This window comes from Polaromonas sp., assembly GCF_043778355.1.
Classification (GTDB): Bacteria; Pseudomonadota; Gammaproteobacteria; order Burkholderiales; family Burkholderiaceae_C; genus Polaromonas.
Window position 1 is genome coordinate 1 of the sequence record NZ_JAYWHI010000082.1, and the last position, 21,092, is coordinate 21,092.

Below are 21,092 nucleotides of genomic sequence, written 5' to 3' on the forward strand. Positions count from 1 at the left end.
AAGGCAACGAGGTGTTCGATCCGACGCGATTGGTGCCCAAGCCAGTTTGACGAAAAATATAGAACCTCAGACAATCGCAAGCCCTGATCCGCTTTTGCCCGTGCTCCTCGGCCCAGCCCGGCGGGTGGGGAGAAACTAATGCGGGAATCCCAACAGACCGTCATGTGTGCACGCGAGAGCAGCGCACGCGGCCAAATGAGGCTCCTTTCTCTCGCTCAGCGGGGCGAGGGAAGGGCGGGGGTTGGGAGTGGGGAGTTCAGTCCTGCTGGCTGAGGCAGAACCGGGTGCTGGGGCTTGCCAGCGTCTGCTGGTCGGGGCTGTCCGGCTGGACCGCCCGCGCGCCACGGCGCTACCATGTCAACTCGTTTCCCCGACAACCCTGACTGGACGTTTCATGATCACCGTGCACCACCTCAACCATTCCCGCTCACAACGTATTGTCTGGCTGCTCGAGGAGCTGGGGCTGGACTACGAGATCAAGCGTTACGAGCGGAACCCGAAAACCATGCTGGCGCCAGCTTCCTTGCGCGCCGTGCATCCGCTGGGCAAGTCGCCGGTGATCACCGATGGGGATCTGACGGTGGCCGAGTCGGGCGCGATTGTGGACTACCTGATTGAGCGTTATGGCGCCGGTCGGCTGGCACCGGCAGCGGGGACGGCAGAGCGTTTGCGCTACACCTACTGGCTGCACTATGCCGAGGGCTCGGCGATGTCGCCCCTGCTGCTCAAGCTGGTGTTCGACAAGATTGAAACCGCGCCGATGCCGTTTTTTGTCAAACCGATTGCCAAAGCCATCAGCAGCAAGACCAAGAGCAGTTTCATCGTGCCGCAGATCACACAGCACCTCGATTACCTCGAAGGTGTACTCGGAAAAGGTGCGTGGTTTGCCGGGGATGAATTCACCGGCGCCGACATCCAGTTGAGTTTTCCGCTGGAGGCTGCAGCCGCACGCGGCGGATTGGATGCGGGCCGGCCAAGGCTGATGAATTTTCTGCAACGTATTCACGCGCGTCCGGCCTACCAGCGCGCCATTGAGCGTGGCGGCGAATATTCGATACTCACCTGAGTGCGATAGGAAGATTTGGACGCTACAAAATCAGTAGCTGCTTACGCCCGCCAGCCAAGGGCTGGAGGCATAAATCTCTCTAATTCCAGGTGTCTTGAATTTCAGCGAAAGCCGAAATAAGACAGGATGAAGCCGATGATGACGATCAGGCCGACGATGTAAATGATGGTGTTCATGGTGTCCTCTGGTGTTTTTGTTGGCGTGCCGGACTGGCTTGCCTTCTGACACTTGATCTTGGCGGGAAGCGGGGTCCACGGCTGTAGGCCCTGCCTGCCAGGCGCCGTCGGACAAAAGCGCTTCCCTAAAGCTCCGCAGCTTCCACCAGAAAACGCACCCGTTTGACACCCTGCCACTCGTCGGCATCCAGCCTGAACGCCAGTTTCACGCGTGCCGGCAGCGACTCGGTGTGGCCGAACCAGATACCGTCCACCGGCTGGCCCTGGTGTTTGAGTTTGAGCGCCAGGTGTTTTTCACCCACCAGGCGCTGCGACACGACTTCCACTTCCTCGCTGAATGTCGGTGCGGCAAAACCCTGACCCCAGACCTCCTTGTGCAGCGTGTCCACCAGGTCGGCGCGGCGGTACTGCGGCGCCAGCGGGCCGTCGGTGTCGAGCCGGCGCGTCAGCGTCGCGGCATCCAGCCATTCGTGCGCCACCTGCTGCAGCGCCTGCTCGAAGACTTCGAACTGCTCCTCGTTGATAGTGCAGCCGGCCGCCATGGCGTGGCCGCCGAAACGCAGCAACACGCCGGGATGGCGCTTGGCCACCAGGTCCAGCGCGTCGCGAAGGTGAAAGCCAGCAATCGAACGGCCGGAGCCCTTGAGCTCGTGCTCGCGGCCCGGCGCCTGACTGGCGGCAAACACAAAGGTCGGGCGGTGTAACTTGTCCTTGATGCGCGAGGCCACGATGCCGACCACACCCTCGTGAAAGTCCGGGTCGAAGATCGCGATGGCCGGTGGCGGCACTTCATCCTCGTCAATCATCGCGTCGGCCGCGTACTGCGCCTGCTCGCGCATGCCGGCCTCAATGTCGCGACGCTCGCGGTTGATGCCGTCCAGCGTTTTCGCCAACGCGTCGGCGCGGCCCGCGTCGTCAGTCAGCAGGCACTCAATGCCCAGGGTCATGTCGCTGAGGCGGCCGGCGGCGTTGATGCGCGGGCCGACAGCAAAGCCGAAGTCGAAGCTGGTGGCCAACGCAGCGACACGACCGGCTGCCGAGAACAGCGCCGCCAGGCCGGCCGGCAGCGCGCCGCTGCGTATGCGTTTGAGCCCCTGCGCCACCAGGCGGCGGTTGTTGGCATCGAGTTTGACCACGTCGGCGACGGTGCCGAGCGCGACGAGGGGCAGCAAGGCATCGAGCTTGGGCTGTGTGGCGGCATCAAACACACCTCGTGTACGCAGTTCGGCGCGCAGGGCCAGCAGCACATAAAACATCACACCGACGCCGGCCATCGATTTGCTTTCAAAAGCGCAGCCGGGCTGGTTGGGATTGACGATCACGTCGGCATCCGGCAGCACGATGGCGCCGTCCTTCAGCGCCGGCAGGTGGTGATCGGTCACCAGCACCTGCATGCCCAGCGCACGCGCACGCGCCACGCCGTCCAGGCTGGCAATGCCGTTGTCCACCGTGACCAGGATGTCCGCGCCCGTGGCCCTGACACGTTCGGCAATCGGCGCGGTCAGACCATAGCCGTCCACCACCCGGTCCGGCACGATGTAGCTGACCTGGCTTGCGCCCAGCAGGCGCAGGCCGCGCAGTGCAACCGCACAGGCGGTGGCGCCATCGCAGTCGTAGTCGGCCACCACGCAGATTTTTTTGTTGACGGCCATCGCATCGGCCAGCAGCACGGCCGCCTCCAACGTGCCTTTCATCGATACCGGCGGCAGCAGCCGGGCCAGGCCGTCGTCCAGTTCGTCGGCGGTCAACACGCCGCGCGCAGCGTAAAGCTGCGCCAGCAGGGGGTGCACGCCGGCCTGCTCCAGCGCCCAGACGCTGCGCGGCGGGGCTTCACGTACTATGATTTTCATAGCTGTTCACGCCCGTCCCACGTGGGCTGGAGGCCTGAAACACGCTTGAACCGGGGCCAGAGGCCGATTTCCGCCGGTACAAAACTCTGCGCTGCCCGACCGCCGCACAGTGTCAGCCGCGCTTTGCCACCAGCACGCAGAACGGCCAGCAGCGCAGCGCAGGCGTCGGCGTCCACGTCTTGCCAGGCCTGCGCATGCGCGGCCGCATCGCGGCGCAAGGCGGGCGCCTGCAGGCGCAACTCCACCTGCACCTCGCTGGCAGGGGTGATGGCATGGTCCAGCACACCGGCACCGCTGACCCAGAACGAGTTGACCGGCGCCAGGCCCCGCAGCTGCCGCGCTTCGTTGACCGGCTGGGTGTAGAGCAGCATCTGCATCTCGTTTTGCAGGCGGCGCAGGGTGGCGGCCGGCGTGCCGGCGCCATCCAGCAGTGAGCGTGTCAGGTGCCGTCCCAGCAGGGTGTGCATCGAGACGCTGCGCAGGCCGCGAAACACCTCGCCGGTGGCCAGCCAGGTACCGGGCAGTTGGCCATGGGGCGCAAGCGTGATGCCGTCTTCGAGAAAGTAGGGCGCCATGGCGACCAGCAGCGCGCTGGCGCTGTCCGGGTCGAGGGCCAGGTCTTCGGGTGGGGAGAGCCGCACATGGTCGGCGCCGACCTGCCAATGGCACAGCGTGACGAAGGCGCAGGGCAGGCCGATGCTGCCGGTTTCAAAAGCCGCCCAGGGAATCTCGCCAGGAGCCCCCGGCAGTGCATGGGCCTGTGCGAGTGCTCGTTCAAAGGGCGTGGACGGGTCGTCCTCGCCGCATTCAATGCGGCCGTCCGGCGCCATGGCCGCCAGCAGCGCGCGCAGATTCGGTGTCAGTGGCGGCAGGGGCGGCGCAGCTTCGCTGGCGTCCTGGGGCAGCACGGCCCCGGCAATAATCAGATGAAGTTTGTCCGGCATGGGCCTATTGTCCGGGATTGCCGGCGCGATCAGGAGGGCTTGCGGGCCTGATGCCACAATTGGCACCATGCAAATCCCCTACGAACTGATTCTGGGCTGGCGCTACACCCGCGCCGGCCGCGCCACGCGGCGCAACGGTTTTATTTCCTTCATCTCCGGTGTCTCCATGCTCGGCATTGCGCTGGGTGTGGCGGCGCTGATCATTGTGCTCAGCGTGATGAACGGCTTCCAGAAGGAAGTGCGCGACCGCATGCTGGGTGTGATCTCGCACATCGAGGTGTTTGCGCCCAACGGTGCGGCGCTGCCCAATGTGGCGCAAACGCTGGCGGAGATCAAACAGAATCCGAACGTGGTCGGTGCCGCCAGCTTCATCGCCGCGCAGGCCCTGCTGGCGCGCGGCGAAGACATGAAAGGCGCCATCGTGCGCGGCATTGACCCCGCGCTGGAGGGCCAGGTCACCGACCTCGCGGTGGACCTCAAGGACACCGCCTTGCCGAAGTTGGTGCCCGGCGGTTTTGGTGTGGTGCTGGGCGGCGAGCTGGCCCGTGCGCTGGGTGTGCGTGAGGGTGACCTGGTGACCCTGATTGCCCCCAGCGGCCAGGTGACACCGGCCGGTGTGGTGCCGCGTCTCAAGCAGATGACGGTGGTTGGCACCTTCGACTCCGGGCACTTCGAGTACGACTCGGCGCTGGTGATGCTGCACCAGGACGATGCCGCCAAAATTTTCCGCCTGGAAGGCCCGACCGGCATACGTATCAAGCTCAAGGACCTGCACCAGGCACGCGAAGTCGCGGCCGAACTCTCGCGCAGCCTCAGCGGCGATTTGCTGATTCGCGACTGGACGCGCCAGAACCGCACCTGGTTTGCCGCGGTGCAGCTCGAAAAACGCATGATGTTCATCATCCTGACCCTGATCGTTGCGGTCGCCGCCTTCAACCTGGTCAGCACGCTGGTGATGACGGTGACCGACAAACGCGCCGACATTGCCATCCTGCGCACCCTGGGCGCCAGCCCGAAAAGCATCATGGGGGTGTTCATGGTCCAGGGTGCCATGGTCGGTGTCATCGGCACCTTCTCCGGCCTGCTGTTGGGCCTGGGTATCGCACTCAACATTGATGTGATTGTTCCGGCGCTGGAACGTGCGCTCAATGCCAGCTTCCTGCCCAAGGACATTTACCTGATCAGCCGCATGCCCAGCGACCCGCAATACGCCGACATCATGCCGATCGCCGTGATTGCGCTGGTGCTGGCGTTTTTGGCCACCATTTATCCGAGCTGGCGCGCCAGCCGCGTCAACCCCGCAGAGGCTTTAAGGTATGAGTGAAGTTGTTCTCAAAGCGCAAGGCCTGACCAAACGCTTCCACGAAGGGCCCATCGACCTGACCGTGCTGCACGGTGTGGACCTGCAGGTGATGGCCGGCGAGACCCTGGCCATCGTCGGCGCTTCCGGTTCCGGCAAATCCACCTTGCTGCACCTGATGGGGGGGCTGGACGCGCCCACCAGCGGAAGTGTCGAGCTCAAGGGCCAGTTGATGTCTTCGCTCTCGCCCACCGCGCAGGGCGAGCTGCGCAACCAGCACCTGGGTTTTGTCTACCAGTTTCATCACCTGCTACCGGAGTTCAGCGCGCTCGACAACGTCGCCATGCCGCTGTGGATACGGCGCCAGGACCGGGACCAGGCTGCGGCAACCGCCCAGGCCATGCTGGCCAGCGTGGGGCTGAAAGACCGCAGCCACCACCGTCCCGCAGAGCTGTCGGGCGGTGAGCGCCAACGGGTGGCGATTGCACGGGCGCTGGTGACGCGGCCGGCCTGTGTGCTGGCCGACGAGCCGACCGGCAACCTGGACCGCTCCACCGCCGACGGCGTGTTCGAGCTGATGCTGCAACTGGCCCGCGAACACGGCACGGCCTTTGTGATGGTGACGCACGATGAAACACTGGCGGCGCGCTGCGGCCGGCGTTTTCGCCTGGTGTCGGGGCGCCTGTCGGCCTGGGAATAAGGCGGGGCGACCTGCGGCAAGGTCAATTCGCGGCTGCCGACCGCCAAAACGGTCGCGAGTGCATAATCCTTCAGCCCCTCGGGACGCCCGGCGTCCGCCCGGTGCCCCCTTTTTCACCATGCCGTGCAGCTTCCTGCCAGCGGTCCAGGACAAGCCACCCCCGCATGACCGACCATTACACCGCCCTCGGACTGAACAGCGCTGCAACGCTGGCCGACGTCAAAAAAGCCTTTCGCCAGCAAGCTTCTTTCTGGCACCCGGACAAAAACTCCCATCCCCAGGCGGCTGAGCGTTTTCGCGCGGTGCAGCAGGCCTATGAGGTGTTGTCGGATGCGGACAGACGCGAGGCCTATGACGACAACCGCCGCCGCAACCTGCTCGACAGCCCGATCGACACGGCGCGGGCCATCTGGACTGATTATTTCAACCCCCTGGCAAGCGCTGCTGACCGAAAGATTCCTTGAGCATCTCCCCCTATTTTCTCGACCTGCGTTCGGCCTACCAGTCCGAAATCGATGACCTGCGTTTCGACTCCGAGGGGCGCGACGTGCTGCAGCAGCGACTGGCCAGCAAACGCCAGCAGATCGGCTTTCTGGTCCAGATGATGGACATCAGCCCGGAGATGGTGGCGGTGGTTTTTCAGCAGGGCTTTGACTTCACCGACAAGGCCGTGATGGAGCACTTGCTCTTGCAGAGTGAAGACAGCTTTCCGTCGTGGAGCAGCCTGGCGGGGGGCTTCACCCTGGCGCCCTGGGCCCGTGATCTGGCCACTATCGTTTCCCAGGCGCCGGGCGGTGACAAGTTTCTGGTCGTGACGGCTGGTCTGGAATACATGGCCGGCCTGCCGGTCGCTGCCGGCATCATCGTCAGCGACGAAGATGGGGACGAAGACGAAGACCGCGATCAGGACGGTGACGATGAACTGGTGATCTTTGAGGACGATGGCGAGGGCGGCCAGGGCAGCGATGCCCGGACCCGCCAGGAAGCCGGAGCCGACTGGCTGGTCCAGCAAGGCTTCGACCAGAAAGACTGAAGTAAAACATGTGCCCGAAAGTGACGTCGCCATGAGCCAATACCTCGCGCTGATTGAAAAAACCCAAAGCCTGATTGCTGCCGGCGATATCGTCGGCGCCGAATCGGCCCTGGTTGAGTTGGCCGATGCCGAAGGCGATGGCGCGCTGATGGTGGTGCTGGAGCAGTTGCCGCCCAAGGATGTGCTGGCGGTGATTCGTGAGTACGACAACTCCCGCGAGTCGGTCGTGGGCCTGCTGGTGTCACCGGCGCAGTTCGCCCGCGCCGTGGTGATCGAAAAACTCTACAAGGACCTGACCCGCACGCATCTGCGCGGCATGGTCAACGCCGTCATCTTCCGGGAAGACGCGGACCCGGTGGCATTTCTGACGGCGATTGGCGACCTGGACGGCGGCGCCGAGGCGCTGGCTGATTATTTTTCCGACCAGTGGAGCCGGGTCGAGGGTTTTGCGCGCAGCGGCAGTTTCGATCCGGCCGATGAGTACGGCAAGATGTTGTCGCAGTCCGCCCTGCTGGCCTCGGCCTACGAGCGGCCGCGCGTGTTGCAGGATGAAATCGCCGACCGGGACTGGATGCAGCTGGCCTGGATCCTGCGTTACGAACTGCCGGACCTGTTCATCGAAATGTTGATGGTGCTGCGTGCCAAGGTCAGTGCGCATCAGGCGGCTGCTTCCGACGAGGAAGACGAGGATGACGCCGAGGACGACGGCAAGGTCGAGACCGGTGACACCGACCGCGGCAAGGCCACACCCACGGCGCGCGAATCTGACGAAGAATCGGCGATCTGAACCTGCGCACGCCCATGCCATCGCCTTCCGCCGTCTCGCTCTACGACGCGCGCCCTTTTTTCGAGAAGGCGCTGCAGCACGGGGTACAACACGGCATCATCAGCCCCGAAAAAATCGAGGCCATGCGGGTTGAGGGCCCCAAGGGCTTGGTGCAGATTGCGCGCTACTTCGGCAACGAGTTCCTGCGTCCCGAGCTTGAAAAAGCCCGCGACCGCATGGTCAACCTGATCAGCCTGTACCTTGAAAGCAGTTGTGATGGCGACGTTCAGCGGGCGGCCGAGTCGCTGCGCGATTTTTCGCTGCTGTCGCGCTCCAAGGGCGGCTCGGACCTGCTCAAGGCCCTGATTGCCATGCCGCAGAACAGCCACTTCGGCATGAACGAGCGCGGCGGCTTCAGCGACGCGCACATTCCGTTGCTGGCCAAATGGTCCTTGCGCAGCTTTTACGACTACCAGGCCGAATTCGCCCGCCGCAGCCAGGTGGCGCAGGTGGTGGATGCGGCGTTGTGGCTGGCCGGCGAACTTGGCATGGATGCCGATGAGCTCGAAGAAGCCGGCAAGGATGCCGAGGCAGTGATCCGTACCGCTTTGCTGGTCGCGGGTTCTGGTCGCAGCAAGATGCCCGACTGGGTCGGGTTTGAAAAAATGATCGCTGCCCTGCGCCAAAAGCATGGCTCGGTGCCAGCAGCCTGGCCGCTTGCTGTCCCGAAAAAATTGCCGGCTCATCTGCGGCCGGCAGTGGATGTGGTGCGGCAGTCGGTGTTGGCCGACGCGCCCAAAATTCTCGACAACGCCTTGCCGGTGCGCGCGCTGTTCGATCGCAACCCGGCCTTCATGGGCCGCTACTTCTGGATCGAAGACGCTCTGGCCGAGGTTGACCACCATGAGCGCTCCGCGTCGGCGGCCTGGCACAAGCTCACCGGTGGCAATGCGGACGATGGCTCGCTACTGACCCTGTTCCTGTGCCTGGCTGCCGGTGCCGCGCCCAAAACCTTGCTGAGCGAAAAAAGCGCCACGGCGCTGCTGCGCAAGATCCGCAAGTCCGGCTTCCACCCGGCGCTGGCGCAGCAGTACATCGTGGACCATGCGCCGGTGCAGCACCAGGACGCGTATGCGAGCTTGTGGGAGGCCTTCGTGGACGAGGCGCAGGCCACGCTGCAAAGTGATGCGGTGCACGCGCTCAACGACGCGTTGGCGCTGCTGCGGCGGGAATGTCATGTGACATAGGCGGTTCGCGCTCTGGGGTGGCGAAACACGCTTTTTTCAAGAAATTTCGGGCTCCAGCCCATGTCCGGTATGGGTGAGCAGCTATTGAATGAATAGCAAATAATTTGTCATCCCGGACTTGATCCGGGATCCATGTCCGGTGACTCCCGCTGCGTGGTCAGCCTACTCGCCGGGTCTCGCCCGGCCGGACAACCCCTGGCTGGTGGGAAGCATCTCAAGCGCACAAGCTTGCGAAGGCTTCGGCGGGTTCAGCCCAAGCGCAGAAGAAGCGGTCCTTACTTCTTCATGGGTACCCGCCGCCCCGACGGTGCAGCAGTAGCCGGCGCATCGGCATTGCTGGCCGTGCGTGACGCTGCCAGCCGTTCCATGCGCTGCGCGACGGTGATGGCGCTTTGCCCGCTCAGGGCGTCCATGCGGTTGCCCATGGCCTGCTCCAGCAGGTCCAGCCTGTGTTGGGCGGGGGGGTGGGTGCTCAGTGACAGCGCAAACAGCGGGTTGTCGGGTGTGGCGGTGCGGAGCTGCTGCAGCACCGCCAGCAGGCCGTAGGGGTCGAAGCCGGCGCGTGCCGCCAGCGCCACGCCGTTGCGGTCGGCCTCGAACTCATCGCTCTGGTCCAGCCCGCGCGTGTACAGGTCACGTCCCAGGCTCAGGAACTGGGCAGACACCGCGCCAGCCAGTTGGCCCCTGACCTGCGAACCGATGGCTTGGGTCAGCAGGCCCGAACGCGCCGACTTGGCCATGGCCTGCAAATGGTGCTTGCCGGTGACATGGGTGATTTCATGCGCGAGGATGCCGGCCAGTTCAGCCTCGTCGGCGACACGGTCCACCAGGCCTCTGGTCACAAACACATAACCACCTGGTGCCGCAAAGGCGTTGAAGCCAGGGTCGTCGAGCACACCAAAGGTCCAGGGCAGGTGTGGCCGCGCGGACTGCAGGCTGATCCAGCGGCCCAGCTGGTTCACATAACGCTGCAATGCCAGGTCCGGGTGCAGGGGTTTGCTGCCCAGCAGCACGGCTGCGAGTTGTCGGCCGATCTCGATTTCTTTCGGCTCGTCGATCTGTTCCAGCGACTGCGACAGCAGGCCGATCAGATTGCCGGCTTGAGCGGCCTGGGTGCCACCGGATGGCGCCAGCCCCGCGCCCAGCAGGTTGCCGAGCATGCCCGCCGGCGAGGCTGGCGGCGGCTGGGCCGGCGCCTCGGCCGGTGCCGCCTGGCGCAGGAAGGAGCCCAGCAGATTGAGCGCCTTGCCTGCGTCCTGGCTGGAAGCGGGTGCGCAGGCCAGGCCAGCCATCAGCGCCAGTCCGCAGAGGCGTGCGAGCCGGCGCAAGCTGAGCGGTGATGTGTTCATGCCCGTGCCTCAGTTATTGTTGTTGACAAAACCGCCGGGGCTGGCTGTGGGTGCTGGAGGCTGCGCCGGGACCGGCAGCGGCTCGACCACGCGGCTGCTGAGCGCCGCGCTGACCGCGAACTGGCGCGCTTCATCGGCGTCCTGCCGCAGCGCCTCGGCTTGTATGACGGCTGCCGGGTTGGGCTGGGCCCGCGCCAGGTCTTCGGCACCGAGACCGCGTATGCCGACGGTGGAGGTGGCTGTGACGGTGCCGCCCTGGGCACTGCCTTTGTTGAAAAAACTGGTCAGCCCGCGCAAGGTGTTGGCGCCAGCCCCGGCCGGTGCGGCGCTGGCGGCGGAGCCGATGTCAAACATATGGACCCAGCCGGATGCGCCTTCGGCGGTGCGCACCTGAATCCAGGCGCCTTGCCGTGCGCCGGATCGGGTCACCGGTGTGCGGGCTGCCAGCGCTGCCAGGCTGCGCGCGCTTTCGCCAGGCGCCTCGCGCAGTTCTGCAGCGCGTTTGACAAGCAGCGCTTCGGTTTGTGCCTGGACCAGCCCGCCGCCCAGCAGCAGCGCGCAAGAGACCAGCCCATGAAGGTATTTGAATTTACTCAGTATCATGGCCGGACACTTTCACGGAAATGAAGCAGGAATTATTATGGATTTGGGTATTGCAGGCAAATGGGCACTGGTGTGCGGCGCGAGCAAGGGGCTGGGTCTGGGCTGCGCCCAGGCGCTGGTGCGCGAAGGCGTACATGTGTTGATCGTTGCGCGCGGTGCTGACGTGCTGGAGGCTGCCGCTTCAAAATTAATGGCTGACAACGCCCGTCCGGCGGGGACTGAAGTTCAATTTGTTGCTGCGGACATCACCACCACCGAAGGCCGTGCCGCCGTATTTGCGCAGCGCAAGGACTTCGACATCGTGGTCACCAATGCCGGCGGTCCGCCGCCCGGTGACTTTCGCAACTGGGACCGCGATGCCTGGATCAAGGCCGTCGATGCCAACATGCTGACCCCGATTGAGTTGATCAAGGCCACGGTAGACGGCATGGCCTCGCGGGGCTTTGGCCGTATCGTGAACATCACGTCCAGCTCGGTGAAGGCGCCTATCGATATCCTCGGCCTGTCCAACGGCGCGCGCAGCGGCCTGACCGGTTTTGTCGCCGGCGTGGCGCGCACCAAACTCGCGGCACAGGGTGTGACCATCAACAACCTGCTGCCGGGCGCCTTTGACACCGACCGCCTGCGCGGCACCATGCAGGGCGCGGCCACCAAGACCGGCCAGCCGCTCGATGCCGTGATGGATACGCGGCGCAACACCATTCCAGCCAGGCGGTTTGGCACGCCGGAGGAGTTTGGTGCGATGTGTGCCTTTTTATGCAGCATGCAGGCCGCTTACCTGACCGGCCAGAACGTGTTGCTCGACGGCGGGGCTTATCCCGGCACCTACTGAGAGTGGCCAGCCCGGATTTTTCGAGAGCACCTGATGTCCGGCCTGCTGCGCAACCTGCTGACGATCATCCGGGCGTTGTGGCATTACCGCAGCGCCCGTCCGCAGTCGCGCTTGCAGGTGACTTTTCTGGTCACACCGTTTGACACCGGCATCGCCACACTCAAGAGCGACCGCTATCTGCAAATGGCCGAATCCGCGCAGCTGGATTACGTGATCAGGACCGGGCTGGTGGGCCGCATGCTGCGCCAGGGCTACAGCTTTGTCAACGCCTCCCAACTGGTGCGTTTCACGCGGCCTGTCCGTCTTTTCAGCCGCGTGGCGGTGGCGTCAAAGGTGATTCATGCCGATGACAAGTGCGCTTATTTCCATCATGTGTTCACGGTGGGGGCCTTGATACACGCAGACGTGTTTGTGAAGATGAAATTCAAGAAAGGGCGGCTCACCATCGCCCCCGCCGAACTGCTGGGCAACTTTGCTGGCCCCAAGCCGGCTTTGCTGCAGCATTGGGACAACACGCTGGCCGTTGCGACGCAGGACCTGCACGCCTGAACCATGGGGTTTTCAAGCCGCTTTTCTGATCCCGAACCGCAGCGTGCGCAGATCGATGCGCTGCCGGGCCCTGTCGTGCTGGAGTTCGGCACCCCGTGGTGCCAGTTCTGCCGCGCGGCGCAGCCACTGATGGCCGCGGCTTTTGCCGGCCATCCCGGCGTGGGCCATATCAAGGTTGAGGATGGCAGCGGGCGACGTCTGGGCCGCTCCTTTGGCGTCAAGCTGTGGCCGACCCTGGTGTTTTTGCGTGACGGCCGCGAGCTGGCCCGGCTGGTGCGCCCGACTCATGAAGCGGCTGTTGCCGCGGCGCTGGCGAGCATAGACCCGCCCGCCTGAAGGCCACGGCCCCGGCGGGGCACAATGAGAGCCATGAAAGCACCCCCCCGACTGCAGTCTCTGATCGAAGAAGGCCTGATCGATACCGTTGTACGCCAGCTCATGAGCGGCAAGGAAGCCATGGTCTACGTGGTGCGTTGCGGCGACGACACGCGTTGCGCCAAAATTTACAAGGAAGCCACGCAGCGCAGTTTCCGTCAGGCGGTGGACTACACCGAAAACCGCAAGGTCAAGAACAGCCGCCAGGCCCGCGCCATGGCCAAGGGCACCAAGTTCGGCCGGCAGGCGCAGGAGGCGGCCTGGCAAAGCGCTGAGGTTGACGCGCTGTACCGCCTGGCCGCCGCTGGCGTGCGGGTGCCCACGCCCTACAACTTTCACGACGGTGTGTTGCTGATGGAACTGGTCACCGACGAACGCGGCGATGCCGCGCCGCGCCTCAACGATGTGTTGCTGACCCGCGAGCAAGCGCTGGCCCACCATGCGATGCTGATCCGTCAGGTGGTGCGCATGTTGTGTGCCGGTGTGGTGCACGGCGACCTGTCCGAGTTCAACATCCTGCTGGGCCACCAGGACGGTGTGGATGGCCCGGTCATCATCGACCTGCCGCAGGCCATTGATGCGGCTGGCAACAACCATGCTGCGCGGATGCTGCTGCGCGACGTGGACAACCTGCGCCATTTTTTCGGCCGGGTCGCGCCCGAGCTGCTGGCCACCGACTACGGTCTGGAAATCTGGGACCTGTACCAGCGCGGCGCGCTGCATGTCGACACGCCGCTGACCGGTCGCTTCGAGCGCCGGACCGCACCGGTGGACATGGGCAGTGTGCTGCGCGAGATTGACGACGCGCGCGCCGAAGACGCAGCGCGGCGGCTGCGCATGGCGGCGGGTTAACGCACCGCAGCTCTGCGCGGGAGGCTGTCTGCTCGCACGCGCGCCTTGCTTACTTGGCGGCTCGGGGCGTGCTCTGCAGCAATTCGGCCAGCGGCTGTTTCCAGAATTTTGCCTGACCAGTGGTGCCATGCCCGGCGGTCTGTTCGCTGGCAGGGATCAAAAAGTAGCGGCCGTTTTTGATACGTTTCATTTCGCGCTCCATGATGCCGGTCTCTGGCGGGTTGCGTTCGTCATCGGCGGCGTTGACGGCCAGCACGGCGGCCCGGATGCGCTCCAGGCCCGGCGAGGGGTTGTAGTCGCGTGAGGAGTCCCACTGCAGCAGCACATCGTTGGCATCGGCGGTGAAGGGTGCCTTCAGGCGCTGGTCGAGCAGCTGGTCGGCTTTTTCGCGGGTCGGTGCGGCCTTGTACAGCGCCTGGTTGCCGCCATTGGTGCCGATACCAAAAAACACCGAGGCGAACTGCGCGCTGCGCGGCTGCTTGCTGTAGTTGCCGTTGGCCCAGTCGGGGTCATTGCGAATCGAGTCGGTGATGAGACGGCGCATCATCCAGTTGCGGCTGGACATCTCGCTGGGCTGCGAGGCCATGGGCACCAGCGCGTCCATGAAGTCCGGGTACTTCACGCCCCAGATCCAGGTCTGCATGCCGCCCATGGAGTTGCCGATGATCACGCGCAGGTGCTTGACGCCCAGATGCTCCTTCACGAGGCGGTACTGGGCCTCCACCATGTCGTCGTAGTTGTACTTGGGAAAGGCGCCGCGCAGGCCGTCTGAAGGCTTGCTCGACTTCCCGGTGCCGATGGCGTCTGGCAGGATGATGTAGTAGCGGCTGGCGTCCAGCGGCTGCCCCGCGCCGAACAACTCGCCCGCAAATGCCGGTGTGAGCATGCTGGCGCCAGAGCCGGCGGTGCCATGCAACACCAGCACCGGCTCGCCCGTCGGCGCGCCGACCGTGCTGTAGGCCAGTCGCAACTCGGGCAGGACGTCGCCGGTGTGGAAACGGAAGTTTTTGACGACCCAGCTGCCTTGTTGGGGCGCCGGGTAGTCGGCGGCAGCAGCCGAGAAAGCGGCGAGTGCCAGGCCAATGCAGCAAATGACGCGGGCCAGCGATTTCAGAAAGTTCATTTTTTGTCTCCTTGTTTATCCACAGAATCTACCCGATTGCGCCTGCGCTGTCGCACATCCTTTTACCGTCCTGGCGGGCGCCGCGACGACACCACAATCCCGCCGACGATCAGCACAAAGGCCATGCCGTGATACAGCTGCGGCAACTCGCCAAGAAAGGCGGCTGACATCAGCGCTGCAAACAGCGGCGTGAGGTTGGAGAAAAAACCGGCAATGTTGGGCCCGACACGCTGCACACCCACGCCCCAGCAGCGGTAGGCCAGGATGGCCGGGCCGACGGCCACGTAAAGCAGGGCGGCGGCCAGCGGCCAGCCCCAGTCGATGCGGGGGTCGGTCAGCGCCCATTCACCGGCCGCAAACAAACCGGACCAACCCAGCCCGAACACCATTTGCGCCATCAGGAAGGCGGCCCAGTCATTGCGGATCTCGGGCGGGTCTTTCGGTTGCGACAACATCCAGCTGTAAAAAGCCCAGGCCAGCGTGGCCAGCAGCACATAGACATCACCGGGTACCAGCCGGACCTGCATCAGCAGCGCCCACTGGCCGCGCGACAGCACCATCAGCACCCCTGCAATCGACAGCACCGCGCCCAGCACCTGCCGGCGCGAGATGCGCTGGCCGAAACACAGCGTACCGATGGCCAGCATCCAGACCGGCACGCTGGAGGCGACCAGGGTGACGTTCAGCGGGGTCGAGGTCTGCAGCGCCAAATACTGCAGGGCGTTGTAGCAACCCACGCCCAGCAGGCCCAGCACCGCGAAACGCTTCCAGTGGGGCCAGAGGCTGCTGCCGGGCCGGAGCAACCAGCCGGCCAGCGGCAGCAAAATCACAAAGGCCAGCGCCCAGCGCAGGAAGTTCAGCGTGATGGGCGGCACCAGCTCGTGCACCAGGCGGCCCACCACGGCATTACCGGCCCAGAGCAGCGGCGGCACCAGCAGCAGCAGGGTGGTGCGAAAATTCAGTCCGGGTGCCATGCTGTGACTGTAACCATCCCCGACCGCCGTGCCGCGACCCGCCTGAACGCCCGGTGAACGCGGTGGGCGGCGCGACATTCGGGCTGCAAGCGCGGCGGTTTCGTGGCAGGATGCAGGCCCGCTCCCTTCTTCAATCGTATTTCAAGGAATTCATCATGGCCATGACCCGCTCCAAAGCCGTCCGTATCGACCAGCACGGAGGGCCGGAAGAGCTCAAGCTGGTGGACGTGGAAGTTGGTGAACCCGGTCCCGGCGAGATCCGCATCCGCCACAAGGCCGTCGGCCTGAACTTCATCGATATTTACCAGCGCGCCGGCGTCTACAAGTTGCCGATGCCGCTACAGCTCGGCATGGAAGCGTCCGGTGTGATCGAGGCCGTTGGCGAAGGCGTCACCCACCTCCAGGCCGGTGACCGCGCCGCCTACGCCAGCCAGCCACCGGGCAGCTACTGCGAAGTGCGCGTGATGCCGGCCAAGTGTGTCTGCAAGCTGCCTGATGACATCTCCTTTGACACCGGCGCTGCCATGATGCTCAAGGGCCTGACGGTGCAGTATTTGCTGCGCCGCACCCAGCCCCAGGGCGGTCTGCAGGCCGGCGACCATGTGTTGTTCCATGCCGCCGCCGGCGGCGTCGGCCTGATCGCCTGCCAGTGGGCCAAAGCCATGGGCCTGCAACTGATAGGCACGGCCGGCTCGGACGAAAAATGCGCGCTGGCCCAAGAACATGGCGCGGCCTTCACCATCAACTACGCGAAAGAAGACTTTGTCGCTCGCGTCAAGGAGATCACTGGGGGCCAGGGCGTGAAGGTGGTTTACGACTCGGTCGGCAAGGACACCTTCCTGAAGTCGCTGGACTGCGTGCGGCCTTTCGGTCTGGTCGCCAACTTCGGCAATGCGTCCGGCAAGGTCGAGCCCCTGGACATCGGTGTGCTGGCGGCCAAGGGCTCGCTCTACGTGTCACGCCCGACCCTGTTCACCCATCTGGCCACGCGCGAAAACACCCAGGCCATGGCTGACGATCTGTTCGCCATGGTCAGCAGCGGCAAGGTGACCATCCGCATCGACCAGCGTTTTGCGCTGGCCCATGTGGCTGAAGCGCACCGCTCGCTGGAAGCGCGCAAGACCACCGGCTGCACCATTCTGACGCTGTAGTGGAGCCGCAATGGCTTGAAGCCTTGCGCGCCAGCGCTCAACTCGCGCCTGCGCGGCCACGCTGGCCACTGCTGGTGGGTGATGCGGTGATTGGCTCGGTGGAGCCTGATTTTTTAAGCCAAATCAGGCTTCAGCCCATGGCAGACGGGCGTGAACGGCTATCAAAAACGGAGCATTTGGGTAACCCCGTCTGGCGGTTGATCGGTGAGCCGACGGCAGCACTGGGTGCCCTGGCGCTGGCCTTGCACGACGCTGGCCTGGCCCACGCCTGGCGCAACGAGCAGCTCGCGGTGGCGGATGCGCAGGGCCAGCGTATCGGCACCATCGAGCGCGCCGTGGTCCGCGTGCTGGGCATCACCACCGCCGCGGTACACCTGATCGGGCAGGCCGAAGACGGCCGCTTCTGGGTGCAGCAACGGGCCTGGACCAAGTCCAACGATCCCGGCATGTGGGACACGCTGATGGGCGGCATGATCAGCGGTGCCGACACGCTCGCCAGTGCGCTGGCGCGTGAAACCTGGGAAGAGGCCGGCTTGCGCCTTGAGGAGTTGCGCAACATTGTTCGCGGTGGCCACGTGGACATCCGCCGTCCCTGCGACGACGGCCACGGTGCCGGTTACGTGATCGAGCGCATTGACTGGTACCACTGCACCGTGCCGGACGGGCAGATGCCGGTGAATCAGGATGGCGAGGTCGAACAGTTCGTGTTGATGGACGAAAGCGAGATGCTGGAGACGATGCACGCCGGCGCGTTCACCAGCGAGGCTGCGCTGATACAGGCGGCTTTTCTGGACGTTGGCTCTGGTACGTCATCCCGGACTTGATCCGGGATCCAGGTGGCACTTGCCAGCGACGGGTGTTTGCTTGCATGGATTGCGGGTCAGGCCCGCAATGACAGTACAGGGCTCACTCAAGGGCGGACACCGCGCGGCCGATTTCAGGCCAGCGGTGGTGCAAATACAGCCAGGCCAGCAGGCCGATGCCCATCATCAGCAGCGAGGCGGCGGCCAGCGCCACCGTGGAGTGCATGATCAGTGGTGCAATCACGCCGGCCACGATGCCGTTGGCGCTGGAGCCGATAAAGGCCTGCAGCGACGAGGCCATGCCGCGCCGCTCGGGATACAGGTCCAGCACCAGCAGCGTGACCACTGGCACCATCAGGGCCCAGCCGAAAGCGAAGATGGCAATTGGAAACAGCGCCCAGGACACATGCGCCTTGAACAGCAGGTTGGCCAGCAGGTTGATGACCGCCACCACCAGCATGATCACAAAGCCGTGGCGAATCTGCTGCTTGGGTGCAATTTTGCCGGCCATGCGCCCGCTGACCCAGGCGCCGGCCATGATGCCGGCAATCGTCAGTACAAAAAACCAGAAAAACTCGGTGGGCGCGAGCCCGAGGTGCATCTCCAGAAACTCCGGCGCCGACAGCACATACAAAAACATGCCGTTGAAGGGGATGCCGCTGGCCAGCGCCAGCAGCAGGAAACGCGGGCTGGCGCCGAGCTGCCAGTAGCCGCGCATCAGGTGTTTGACATTGAAGGGCTGGCGCTGCGTGACATGCAGTGTCTCCGGTAGCAGCCGGTAGTTGGCCGTCCACAACAACACGCCGACACCGGTCAGAAACCAGAAGATGGCGTGCCAGTCCTTGTGCACAAACAGCCAGCCGCCGATGATGGGCGCAATGGCCGGCGCCACACCGAAATAAATCGTCACCTGGCTCATCACCTTCTGTGCCTGGGCCGGCGGAAACATGTCGCGGATCACGGCGCGCGACACCACAATGCCGGCGCCGGTGGACAGGCCCTGCAGCGCCCGGAAAAACACCAGCTGCTCGATGCTTTGCGACAGCGCGCAACCGGCCGAGGCGATGGTGAACATCGCAACGCCCCAGAGCACCACCGGACGGCGGCCAAAACTGTCGGCCAGCGCGCCGTGAAACAGGTTCATGAAGGCAAAGCCGAACAGGTAGGCTGACAGCGTCTGCTGCATCTCGACCGGCGTGGCGCCCAGGGAGCGGGCGATGCCCGAGAACGCCGGGATGTAGGTGTCGATGGAAAACGGCCCCAGCATGCCCAGCAAGGCCAGCAGCACGGCCAGAGCCCAGCGCGGTGCCTTCCAGAGCTGGTCAGCGTTGGGGTTCATGCCCCGCGCCCTGACCGGTCAGCGCAACTCATCGGTCAGCACGCTCTGGCGCAGCCGGTTCGGGGCCAGCGCACCGGCCGAGTCGAGAATCGGGTAGGCGATAGAGCAGATGTGGGAGTTGATGCGCTTGAGGTCGCTGATCAGGTCAATGTGCAGCGAGCTGGTTTCCATGCTCTGCGTAGTGCGGTCGGACAGCCGGCCCAGGTGGGTGGTTGCATAGGCGCGCTCCAGGTCACGGAAGCGCGCTTTTTCTTCGAGCAGTTTTTGCGCATCACGCACGCTGCCGTTGAGGAACACACTCATGCTCAGGCGCAGGTTGTCGATCAGGCGCTGGTGCAGCTCGCAGATTTCGGCCATGCCGGCTTCCGAGAAACTGCGGCCCGGCTTGATTTTCTTGTCCTCGATGTCGATCAGTACGCGCTCGATGATGTCGCCAATCTGCTCCATGTTGATGGTGAAGCTGATGATGTCGGTCCAGCGACGGCTTTCTTCCTCGCCCAGCGCCTCGCGCGAGATTTTGGTCAGGTAATACTTGATGGCCGAATAAAGCTCGTCGACGGTGTCGTCCATCTTGCGCAGATCTTCGGCGAGTTTCAGATCGTTTTTGCGGATCACTTCCAGCACACCGATCAGCATGCTTTCGACAATGTCGGCTTGGTGCAGCGCCTCGCGCGCCGCGCAGGAGATCGCCAGCGAGGGCGTGGCTAATGCCGAGGGGTCCAGGTGGTGCGGCCGCCCGCCTGCCTTGGGCCCCTTGACCGGGCGCGGCAGAAATTTTTCGACCCAACGTGCCACGACCTGGGTCCAGCCGATGAAGACCAGGCCGACCAGCAGATTGAAGATCAGGTGAAACAGCACCACGGTGGTGGCGATCTCGCCGAGGTAAGGGCGGACATGGCGCAGCCACAGACCCATAAGCGGCGCGGCCATGGCCACGCCCATCAGCTTGAACACCAGGTTTCCCAACGGGACCTGCCGCACTTCGACGGCCGACTTGGCCGTGGTCAACACCGCCAGCAGGCCGCTGCCAAGGTTGGCGCCCAGTACCAGCCCCAGGGCGACATCCAGCGGGATCACGTTGGACGCCGCCAGCGTGGCGGTCAGCAACACAATGGCCAGGCTGGAGTAAGACACCACCGCCAGTACGGCGCCGACAGTGATCTCCAGCAGAAGATCGCTGCTGAGCGTACCCAGCAAGGCCTTGACGGCCGGGTGCGAGGTCAGCACGCCTGTTGAGTCCGTCACCAGCCGCAGGGCCAGCAGCATCAGACCCAGGCCGATCAGGATGCGGCCGACGCGCCCGACGTTGGTCGATTGGCGCGAGATGAACAACACCACACCGGAGAAGATGAACAGCGGCGACAGCCAGGACAGATCGAAGGAGAACACCACGGCCATCAGGCTGGTGCCGATGTCGGCGCCCAGCATCACTGCCAGCGCCAGCGGCAGCGTGATCAGCCCCTGACCCACAAACGAGGACACGATCAATGCCGTGGCGGTGCTCGATTGCACCAGCGCCGTCACGCCCACGCCCGAAAGCGCAGCGTTGAAGCGGTTGCTGATGCTGCGCGAGAGTATGTGGCGCAAGCTGGCACCGAACACGCGCAGGATGCCGGTTCTGACCAGATGGGTGCCCCACACCAGCAACGCGATGGCCGCCAGCAGATTCAAGAGATGCTTCATAAACTAGGAATCACTATACGCGAGCGTATGGCTAAACAGGGGGGTCCGCCTCTTTACCAGCCGGGGCCGCAGCCGCAGGCCTTGCAGGCCGCCAGGCTGCGAGACCCATCCCCTCTGCGTGCCGTCCAAGCCTGCACCAGCAGGCGCGGAGCCGCGGCGCGCAGCCCCCTCGGGGGGGCAGCGTATTACACGCAGTGAAAGCGTGGGGGCTAACTTCTTTTCACGCGCAACAACTCGTCCAGGATCAGGCAGAGGGCGCCCACGGTGATCGCGGCATCGGCGATGTTGAAGGCCGGAAAGTGCCAGGTGCCATAGTGAAAGTCCAGGAAGTCCACCACATAACCATGCAGCAGGCGGTCTACCACATTACCCACCGC

Annotated in this window: 22 protein-coding genes; 13 read left to right on the top strand and 9 right to left on the bottom strand. The window is 64.5% G+C overall.

Annotation, left to right across the window (positions count from 1 at the left end; genetic code table 11):
- Positions 1-394 precede the first annotated feature (394 nt).
- Positions 395-1,066, top strand: a complete 672-nt coding sequence (locus ACH2CW_RS11880) for a glutathione S-transferase (protein WP_395058347.1) — start codon at positions 395-397, stop codon at positions 1,064-1,066.
- Positions 1,067-1,367: 301 nt separating this feature from the next.
- On the opposite strand, the gene recJ is transcribed toward ACH2CW_RS11880, so the two are convergent.
- Both recJ and ACH2CW_RS11890 read right to left on the bottom strand, forming a co-directional pair.
- The gene (recJ, locus tag ACH2CW_RS11885; protein WP_395058349.1) at positions 1,368-3,092 is read right to left on the bottom strand and encodes a single-stranded-DNA-specific exonuclease RecJ; all 1,725 of its coding nucleotides are present in this window, start codon (positions 3,090-3,092) and stop codon (positions 1,368-1,370) included.
- Positions 3,089-4,036: a hypothetical protein gene (locus ACH2CW_RS11890; protein WP_395058351.1), complete on the bottom strand. Its 948-nt coding sequence runs from the start codon at positions 4,034-4,036 to the stop codon at positions 3,089-3,091. The genes recJ and ACH2CW_RS11890 overlap by 4 nt, the downstream gene beginning before the upstream one ends.
- Positions 4,037-4,103: 67 nt before the next feature.
- Between ACH2CW_RS11890 and ACH2CW_RS11895 the strand changes: the two genes are divergently transcribed.
- From ACH2CW_RS11895 to ACH2CW_RS11920, 6 genes are all read left to right on the top strand, one after another.
- The gene (locus tag ACH2CW_RS11895) at positions 4,104-5,360 is read left to right on the top strand and encodes a lipoprotein-releasing ABC transporter permease subunit (protein ID WP_395058353.1); all 1,257 of its coding nucleotides are present in this window, start codon (positions 4,104-4,106) and stop codon (positions 5,358-5,360) included.
- Entirely contained in the window at positions 5,353-6,036 is a 684-nt protein-coding gene (gene lolD, locus ACH2CW_RS11900) for a lipoprotein-releasing ABC transporter ATP-binding protein LolD (RefSeq protein ID WP_395058355.1), read from the top strand. The genes ACH2CW_RS11895 and lolD overlap by 8 nt, the downstream gene beginning before the upstream one ends.
- Positions 6,037-6,200: 164 nt before the next feature.
- Positions 6,201-6,500, top strand: a complete 300-nt coding sequence (locus tag ACH2CW_RS11905; protein ID WP_395058357.1) for a J domain-containing protein — start codon at positions 6,201-6,203, stop codon at positions 6,498-6,500.
- Positions 6,497-7,069, top strand: coding sequence for a hypothetical protein (locus ACH2CW_RS11910; RefSeq protein ID WP_395058359.1), 573 nt, complete (start codon positions 6,497-6,499; stop codon positions 7,067-7,069). The genes ACH2CW_RS11905 and ACH2CW_RS11910 overlap by 4 nt, the downstream gene beginning before the upstream one ends.
- 31 nt (positions 7,070-7,100) lie before the next feature.
- On the top strand, positions 7,101-7,856 hold the full coding sequence (locus ACH2CW_RS11915) for a hypothetical protein (protein ID WP_395058361.1): 756 nt from the start codon (positions 7,101-7,103) through the stop codon (positions 7,854-7,856).
- A 14-nt stretch (positions 7,857-7,870) separates the two neighbouring features.
- Entirely contained in the window at positions 7,871-9,082 is a 1,212-nt protein-coding gene (locus ACH2CW_RS11920) for a hypothetical protein (protein ID WP_395058363.1), read from the top strand.
- Between the two features lie 275 nt (positions 9,083-9,357).
- On the opposite strand, the gene ACH2CW_RS11925 is transcribed toward ACH2CW_RS11920, so the two are convergent.
- Both ACH2CW_RS11925 and ACH2CW_RS11930 read right to left on the bottom strand, forming a co-directional pair.
- The gene (locus ACH2CW_RS11925; RefSeq protein WP_395058365.1) at positions 9,358-10,431 is read right to left on the bottom strand and encodes a M48 family metalloprotease; all 1,074 of its coding nucleotides are present in this window, start codon (positions 10,429-10,431) and stop codon (positions 9,358-9,360) included.
- Between the two features lie 9 nt (positions 10,432-10,440).
- Complete coding sequence (locus ACH2CW_RS11930) at positions 10,441-11,034, bottom strand: SH3 domain-containing protein (RefSeq protein ID WP_395058367.1); 594 nt, start codon at positions 11,032-11,034, stop codon at positions 10,441-10,443.
- 37 nt (positions 11,035-11,071) lie between these two features.
- On the opposite strand from ACH2CW_RS11930, the gene ACH2CW_RS11935 reads away from it, so the two are divergent.
- The 4 genes from ACH2CW_RS11935 to ACH2CW_RS11950 are packed head-to-tail and all read left to right on the top strand — an operon-like array spanning position 11,072 to position 13,642.
- Positions 11,072-11,866 carry an SDR family oxidoreductase gene (locus ACH2CW_RS11935; protein ID WP_395058369.1) on the top strand — a complete coding sequence of 265 codons (795 nt, stop codon included), beginning with the start codon at positions 11,072-11,074 and terminating at the stop codon, positions 11,864-11,866.
- A gap of 33 nt (positions 11,867-11,899) precedes the next feature.
- Positions 11,900-12,415, top strand: coding sequence for a thioesterase family protein (locus ACH2CW_RS11940; protein ID WP_395058371.1), 516 nt, complete (start codon positions 11,900-11,902; stop codon positions 12,413-12,415).
- Positions 12,416-12,418: 3 nt separating this feature from the next.
- On the top strand, positions 12,419-12,751 hold the full coding sequence (locus ACH2CW_RS11945; RefSeq protein WP_395058373.1) for a thioredoxin family protein: 333 nt from the start codon (positions 12,419-12,421) through the stop codon (positions 12,749-12,751).
- A 33-nt stretch (positions 12,752-12,784) separates the two neighbouring features.
- Positions 12,785-13,642 (top strand): PA4780 family RIO1-like protein kinase, encoded by an 858-nt coding sequence (locus tag ACH2CW_RS11950; RefSeq protein WP_395058375.1) that lies wholly within the window; start codon positions 12,785-12,787, stop codon positions 13,640-13,642.
- Between the two features lie 49 nt (positions 13,643-13,691).
- Here ACH2CW_RS11950 and ACH2CW_RS11955 read toward each other — a convergent pair whose 3' ends face one another.
- Both ACH2CW_RS11955 and ACH2CW_RS11960 read right to left on the bottom strand, forming a co-directional pair.
- On the bottom strand, positions 13,692-14,765 hold the full coding sequence (locus tag ACH2CW_RS11955) for an alpha/beta fold hydrolase (protein WP_395058377.1): 1,074 nt from the start codon (positions 14,763-14,765) through the stop codon (positions 13,692-13,694).
- Positions 14,766-14,827: 62 nt separating this feature from the next.
- On the bottom strand, positions 14,828-15,739 hold the full coding sequence (locus ACH2CW_RS11960) for a DMT family transporter (protein ID WP_395058379.1): 912 nt from the start codon (positions 15,737-15,739) through the stop codon (positions 14,828-14,830).
- Positions 15,740-15,894: 155 nt separating this feature from the next.
- Here ACH2CW_RS11960 and ACH2CW_RS11965 point away from each other — a divergent pair, with 155 nt between their 5' ends.
- Positions 15,895-16,890 carry a quinone oxidoreductase family protein gene (locus ACH2CW_RS11965; RefSeq protein WP_395058381.1) on the top strand — a complete coding sequence of 332 codons (996 nt, stop codon included), beginning with the start codon at positions 15,895-15,897 and terminating at the stop codon, positions 16,888-16,890.
- Positions 16,890-17,714 (top strand): NUDIX domain-containing protein, encoded by an 825-nt coding sequence (locus ACH2CW_RS11970; RefSeq protein WP_395058383.1) that lies wholly within the window; start codon positions 16,890-16,892, stop codon positions 17,712-17,714. Before ACH2CW_RS11965 ends, ACH2CW_RS11970 begins: the two co-directional genes overlap by 1 nt.
- Positions 17,715-17,796: 82 nt before the next feature.
- Here ACH2CW_RS11970 and ACH2CW_RS11975 read toward each other — a convergent pair whose 3' ends face one another.
- From ACH2CW_RS11975 to ACH2CW_RS11985, 3 genes are all read right to left on the bottom strand, one after another.
- Complete coding sequence (locus ACH2CW_RS11975) at positions 17,797-19,032, bottom strand: multidrug effflux MFS transporter (protein WP_395058386.1); 1,236 nt, start codon at positions 19,030-19,032, stop codon at positions 17,797-17,799.
- An 18-nt stretch (positions 19,033-19,050) separates the two neighbouring features.
- Positions 19,051-20,715 (bottom strand): Na/Pi cotransporter family protein, encoded by a 1,665-nt coding sequence (locus tag ACH2CW_RS11980; protein ID WP_395058388.1) that lies wholly within the window; start codon positions 20,713-20,715, stop codon positions 19,051-19,053.
- 209 nt (positions 20,716-20,924) lie between these two features.
- Positions 20,925-21,092: signal peptidase II (locus tag ACH2CW_RS11985; protein ID WP_395058390.1), on the bottom strand; the 168-nt coding region annotated here is incomplete at its 5' end.

What these genes read in the sequence shown, in the direction of transcription:
- ACH2CW_RS11880 (WP_395058347.1), top strand. Translation starts at nt 395, where the DNA reads ATGATCACCGTGCACCACCTCAACCATTCCCGCTCACAACGTATTGTC.
- recJ (WP_395058349.1), bottom strand. Translation starts at nt 3,092, where the DNA reads ATGAAAATCATAGTACGTGAAGCCCCGCCGCGCAGCGTCTGGGCGCTG.
- ACH2CW_RS11890 (WP_395058351.1), bottom strand. Translation starts at nt 4,036, where the DNA reads ATGCCGGACAAACTTCATCTGATTATTGCCGGGGCCGTGCTGCCCCAG.
- ACH2CW_RS11895 (WP_395058353.1), top strand. Translation starts at nt 4,104, where the DNA reads ATGCAAATCCCCTACGAACTGATTCTGGGCTGGCGCTACACCCGCGCC.
- lolD (WP_395058355.1), top strand. Translation starts at nt 5,353, where the DNA reads ATGAGTGAAGTTGTTCTCAAAGCGCAAGGCCTGACCAAACGCTTCCAC.
- ACH2CW_RS11905 (WP_395058357.1), top strand. Translation starts at nt 6,201, where the DNA reads ATGACCGACCATTACACCGCCCTCGGACTGAACAGCGCTGCAACGCTG.
- ACH2CW_RS11915 (WP_395058361.1), top strand. Translation starts at nt 7,101, where the DNA reads ATGAGCCAATACCTCGCGCTGATTGAAAAAACCCAAAGCCTGATTGCT.
- ACH2CW_RS11920 (WP_395058363.1), top strand. Translation starts at nt 7,871, where the DNA reads ATGCCATCGCCTTCCGCCGTCTCGCTCTACGACGCGCGCCCTTTTTTC.
- ACH2CW_RS11925 (WP_395058365.1), bottom strand. Translation starts at nt 10,431, where the DNA reads ATGAACACATCACCGCTCAGCTTGCGCCGGCTCGCACGCCTCTGCGGA.
- ACH2CW_RS11930 (WP_395058367.1), bottom strand. Translation starts at nt 11,034, where the DNA reads ATGATACTGAGTAAATTCAAATACCTTCATGGGCTGGTCTCTTGCGCG.
- ACH2CW_RS11935 (WP_395058369.1), top strand. Translation starts at nt 11,072, where the DNA reads ATGGATTTGGGTATTGCAGGCAAATGGGCACTGGTGTGCGGCGCGAGC.
- ACH2CW_RS11940 (WP_395058371.1), top strand. Translation starts at nt 11,900, where the DNA reads ATGTCCGGCCTGCTGCGCAACCTGCTGACGATCATCCGGGCGTTGTGG.
- ACH2CW_RS11945 (WP_395058373.1), top strand. Translation starts at nt 12,419, where the DNA reads ATGGGGTTTTCAAGCCGCTTTTCTGATCCCGAACCGCAGCGTGCGCAG.
- ACH2CW_RS11950 (WP_395058375.1), top strand. Translation starts at nt 12,785, where the DNA reads ATGAAAGCACCCCCCCGACTGCAGTCTCTGATCGAAGAAGGCCTGATC.
- ACH2CW_RS11955 (WP_395058377.1), bottom strand. Translation starts at nt 14,765, where the DNA reads ATGAACTTTCTGAAATCGCTGGCCCGCGTCATTTGCTGCATTGGCCTG.
- ACH2CW_RS11960 (WP_395058379.1), bottom strand. Translation starts at nt 15,739, where the DNA reads ATGGCACCCGGACTGAATTTTCGCACCACCCTGCTGCTGCTGGTGCCG.
- ACH2CW_RS11965 (WP_395058381.1), top strand. Translation starts at nt 15,895, where the DNA reads ATGGCCATGACCCGCTCCAAAGCCGTCCGTATCGACCAGCACGGAGGG.
- ACH2CW_RS11975 (WP_395058386.1), bottom strand. Translation starts at nt 19,032, where the DNA reads ATGAACCCCAACGCTGACCAGCTCTGGAAGGCACCGCGCTGGGCTCTG.
- ACH2CW_RS11980 (WP_395058388.1), bottom strand. Translation starts at nt 20,715, where the DNA reads ATGAAGCATCTCTTGAATCTGCTGGCGGCCATCGCGTTGCTGGTGTGG.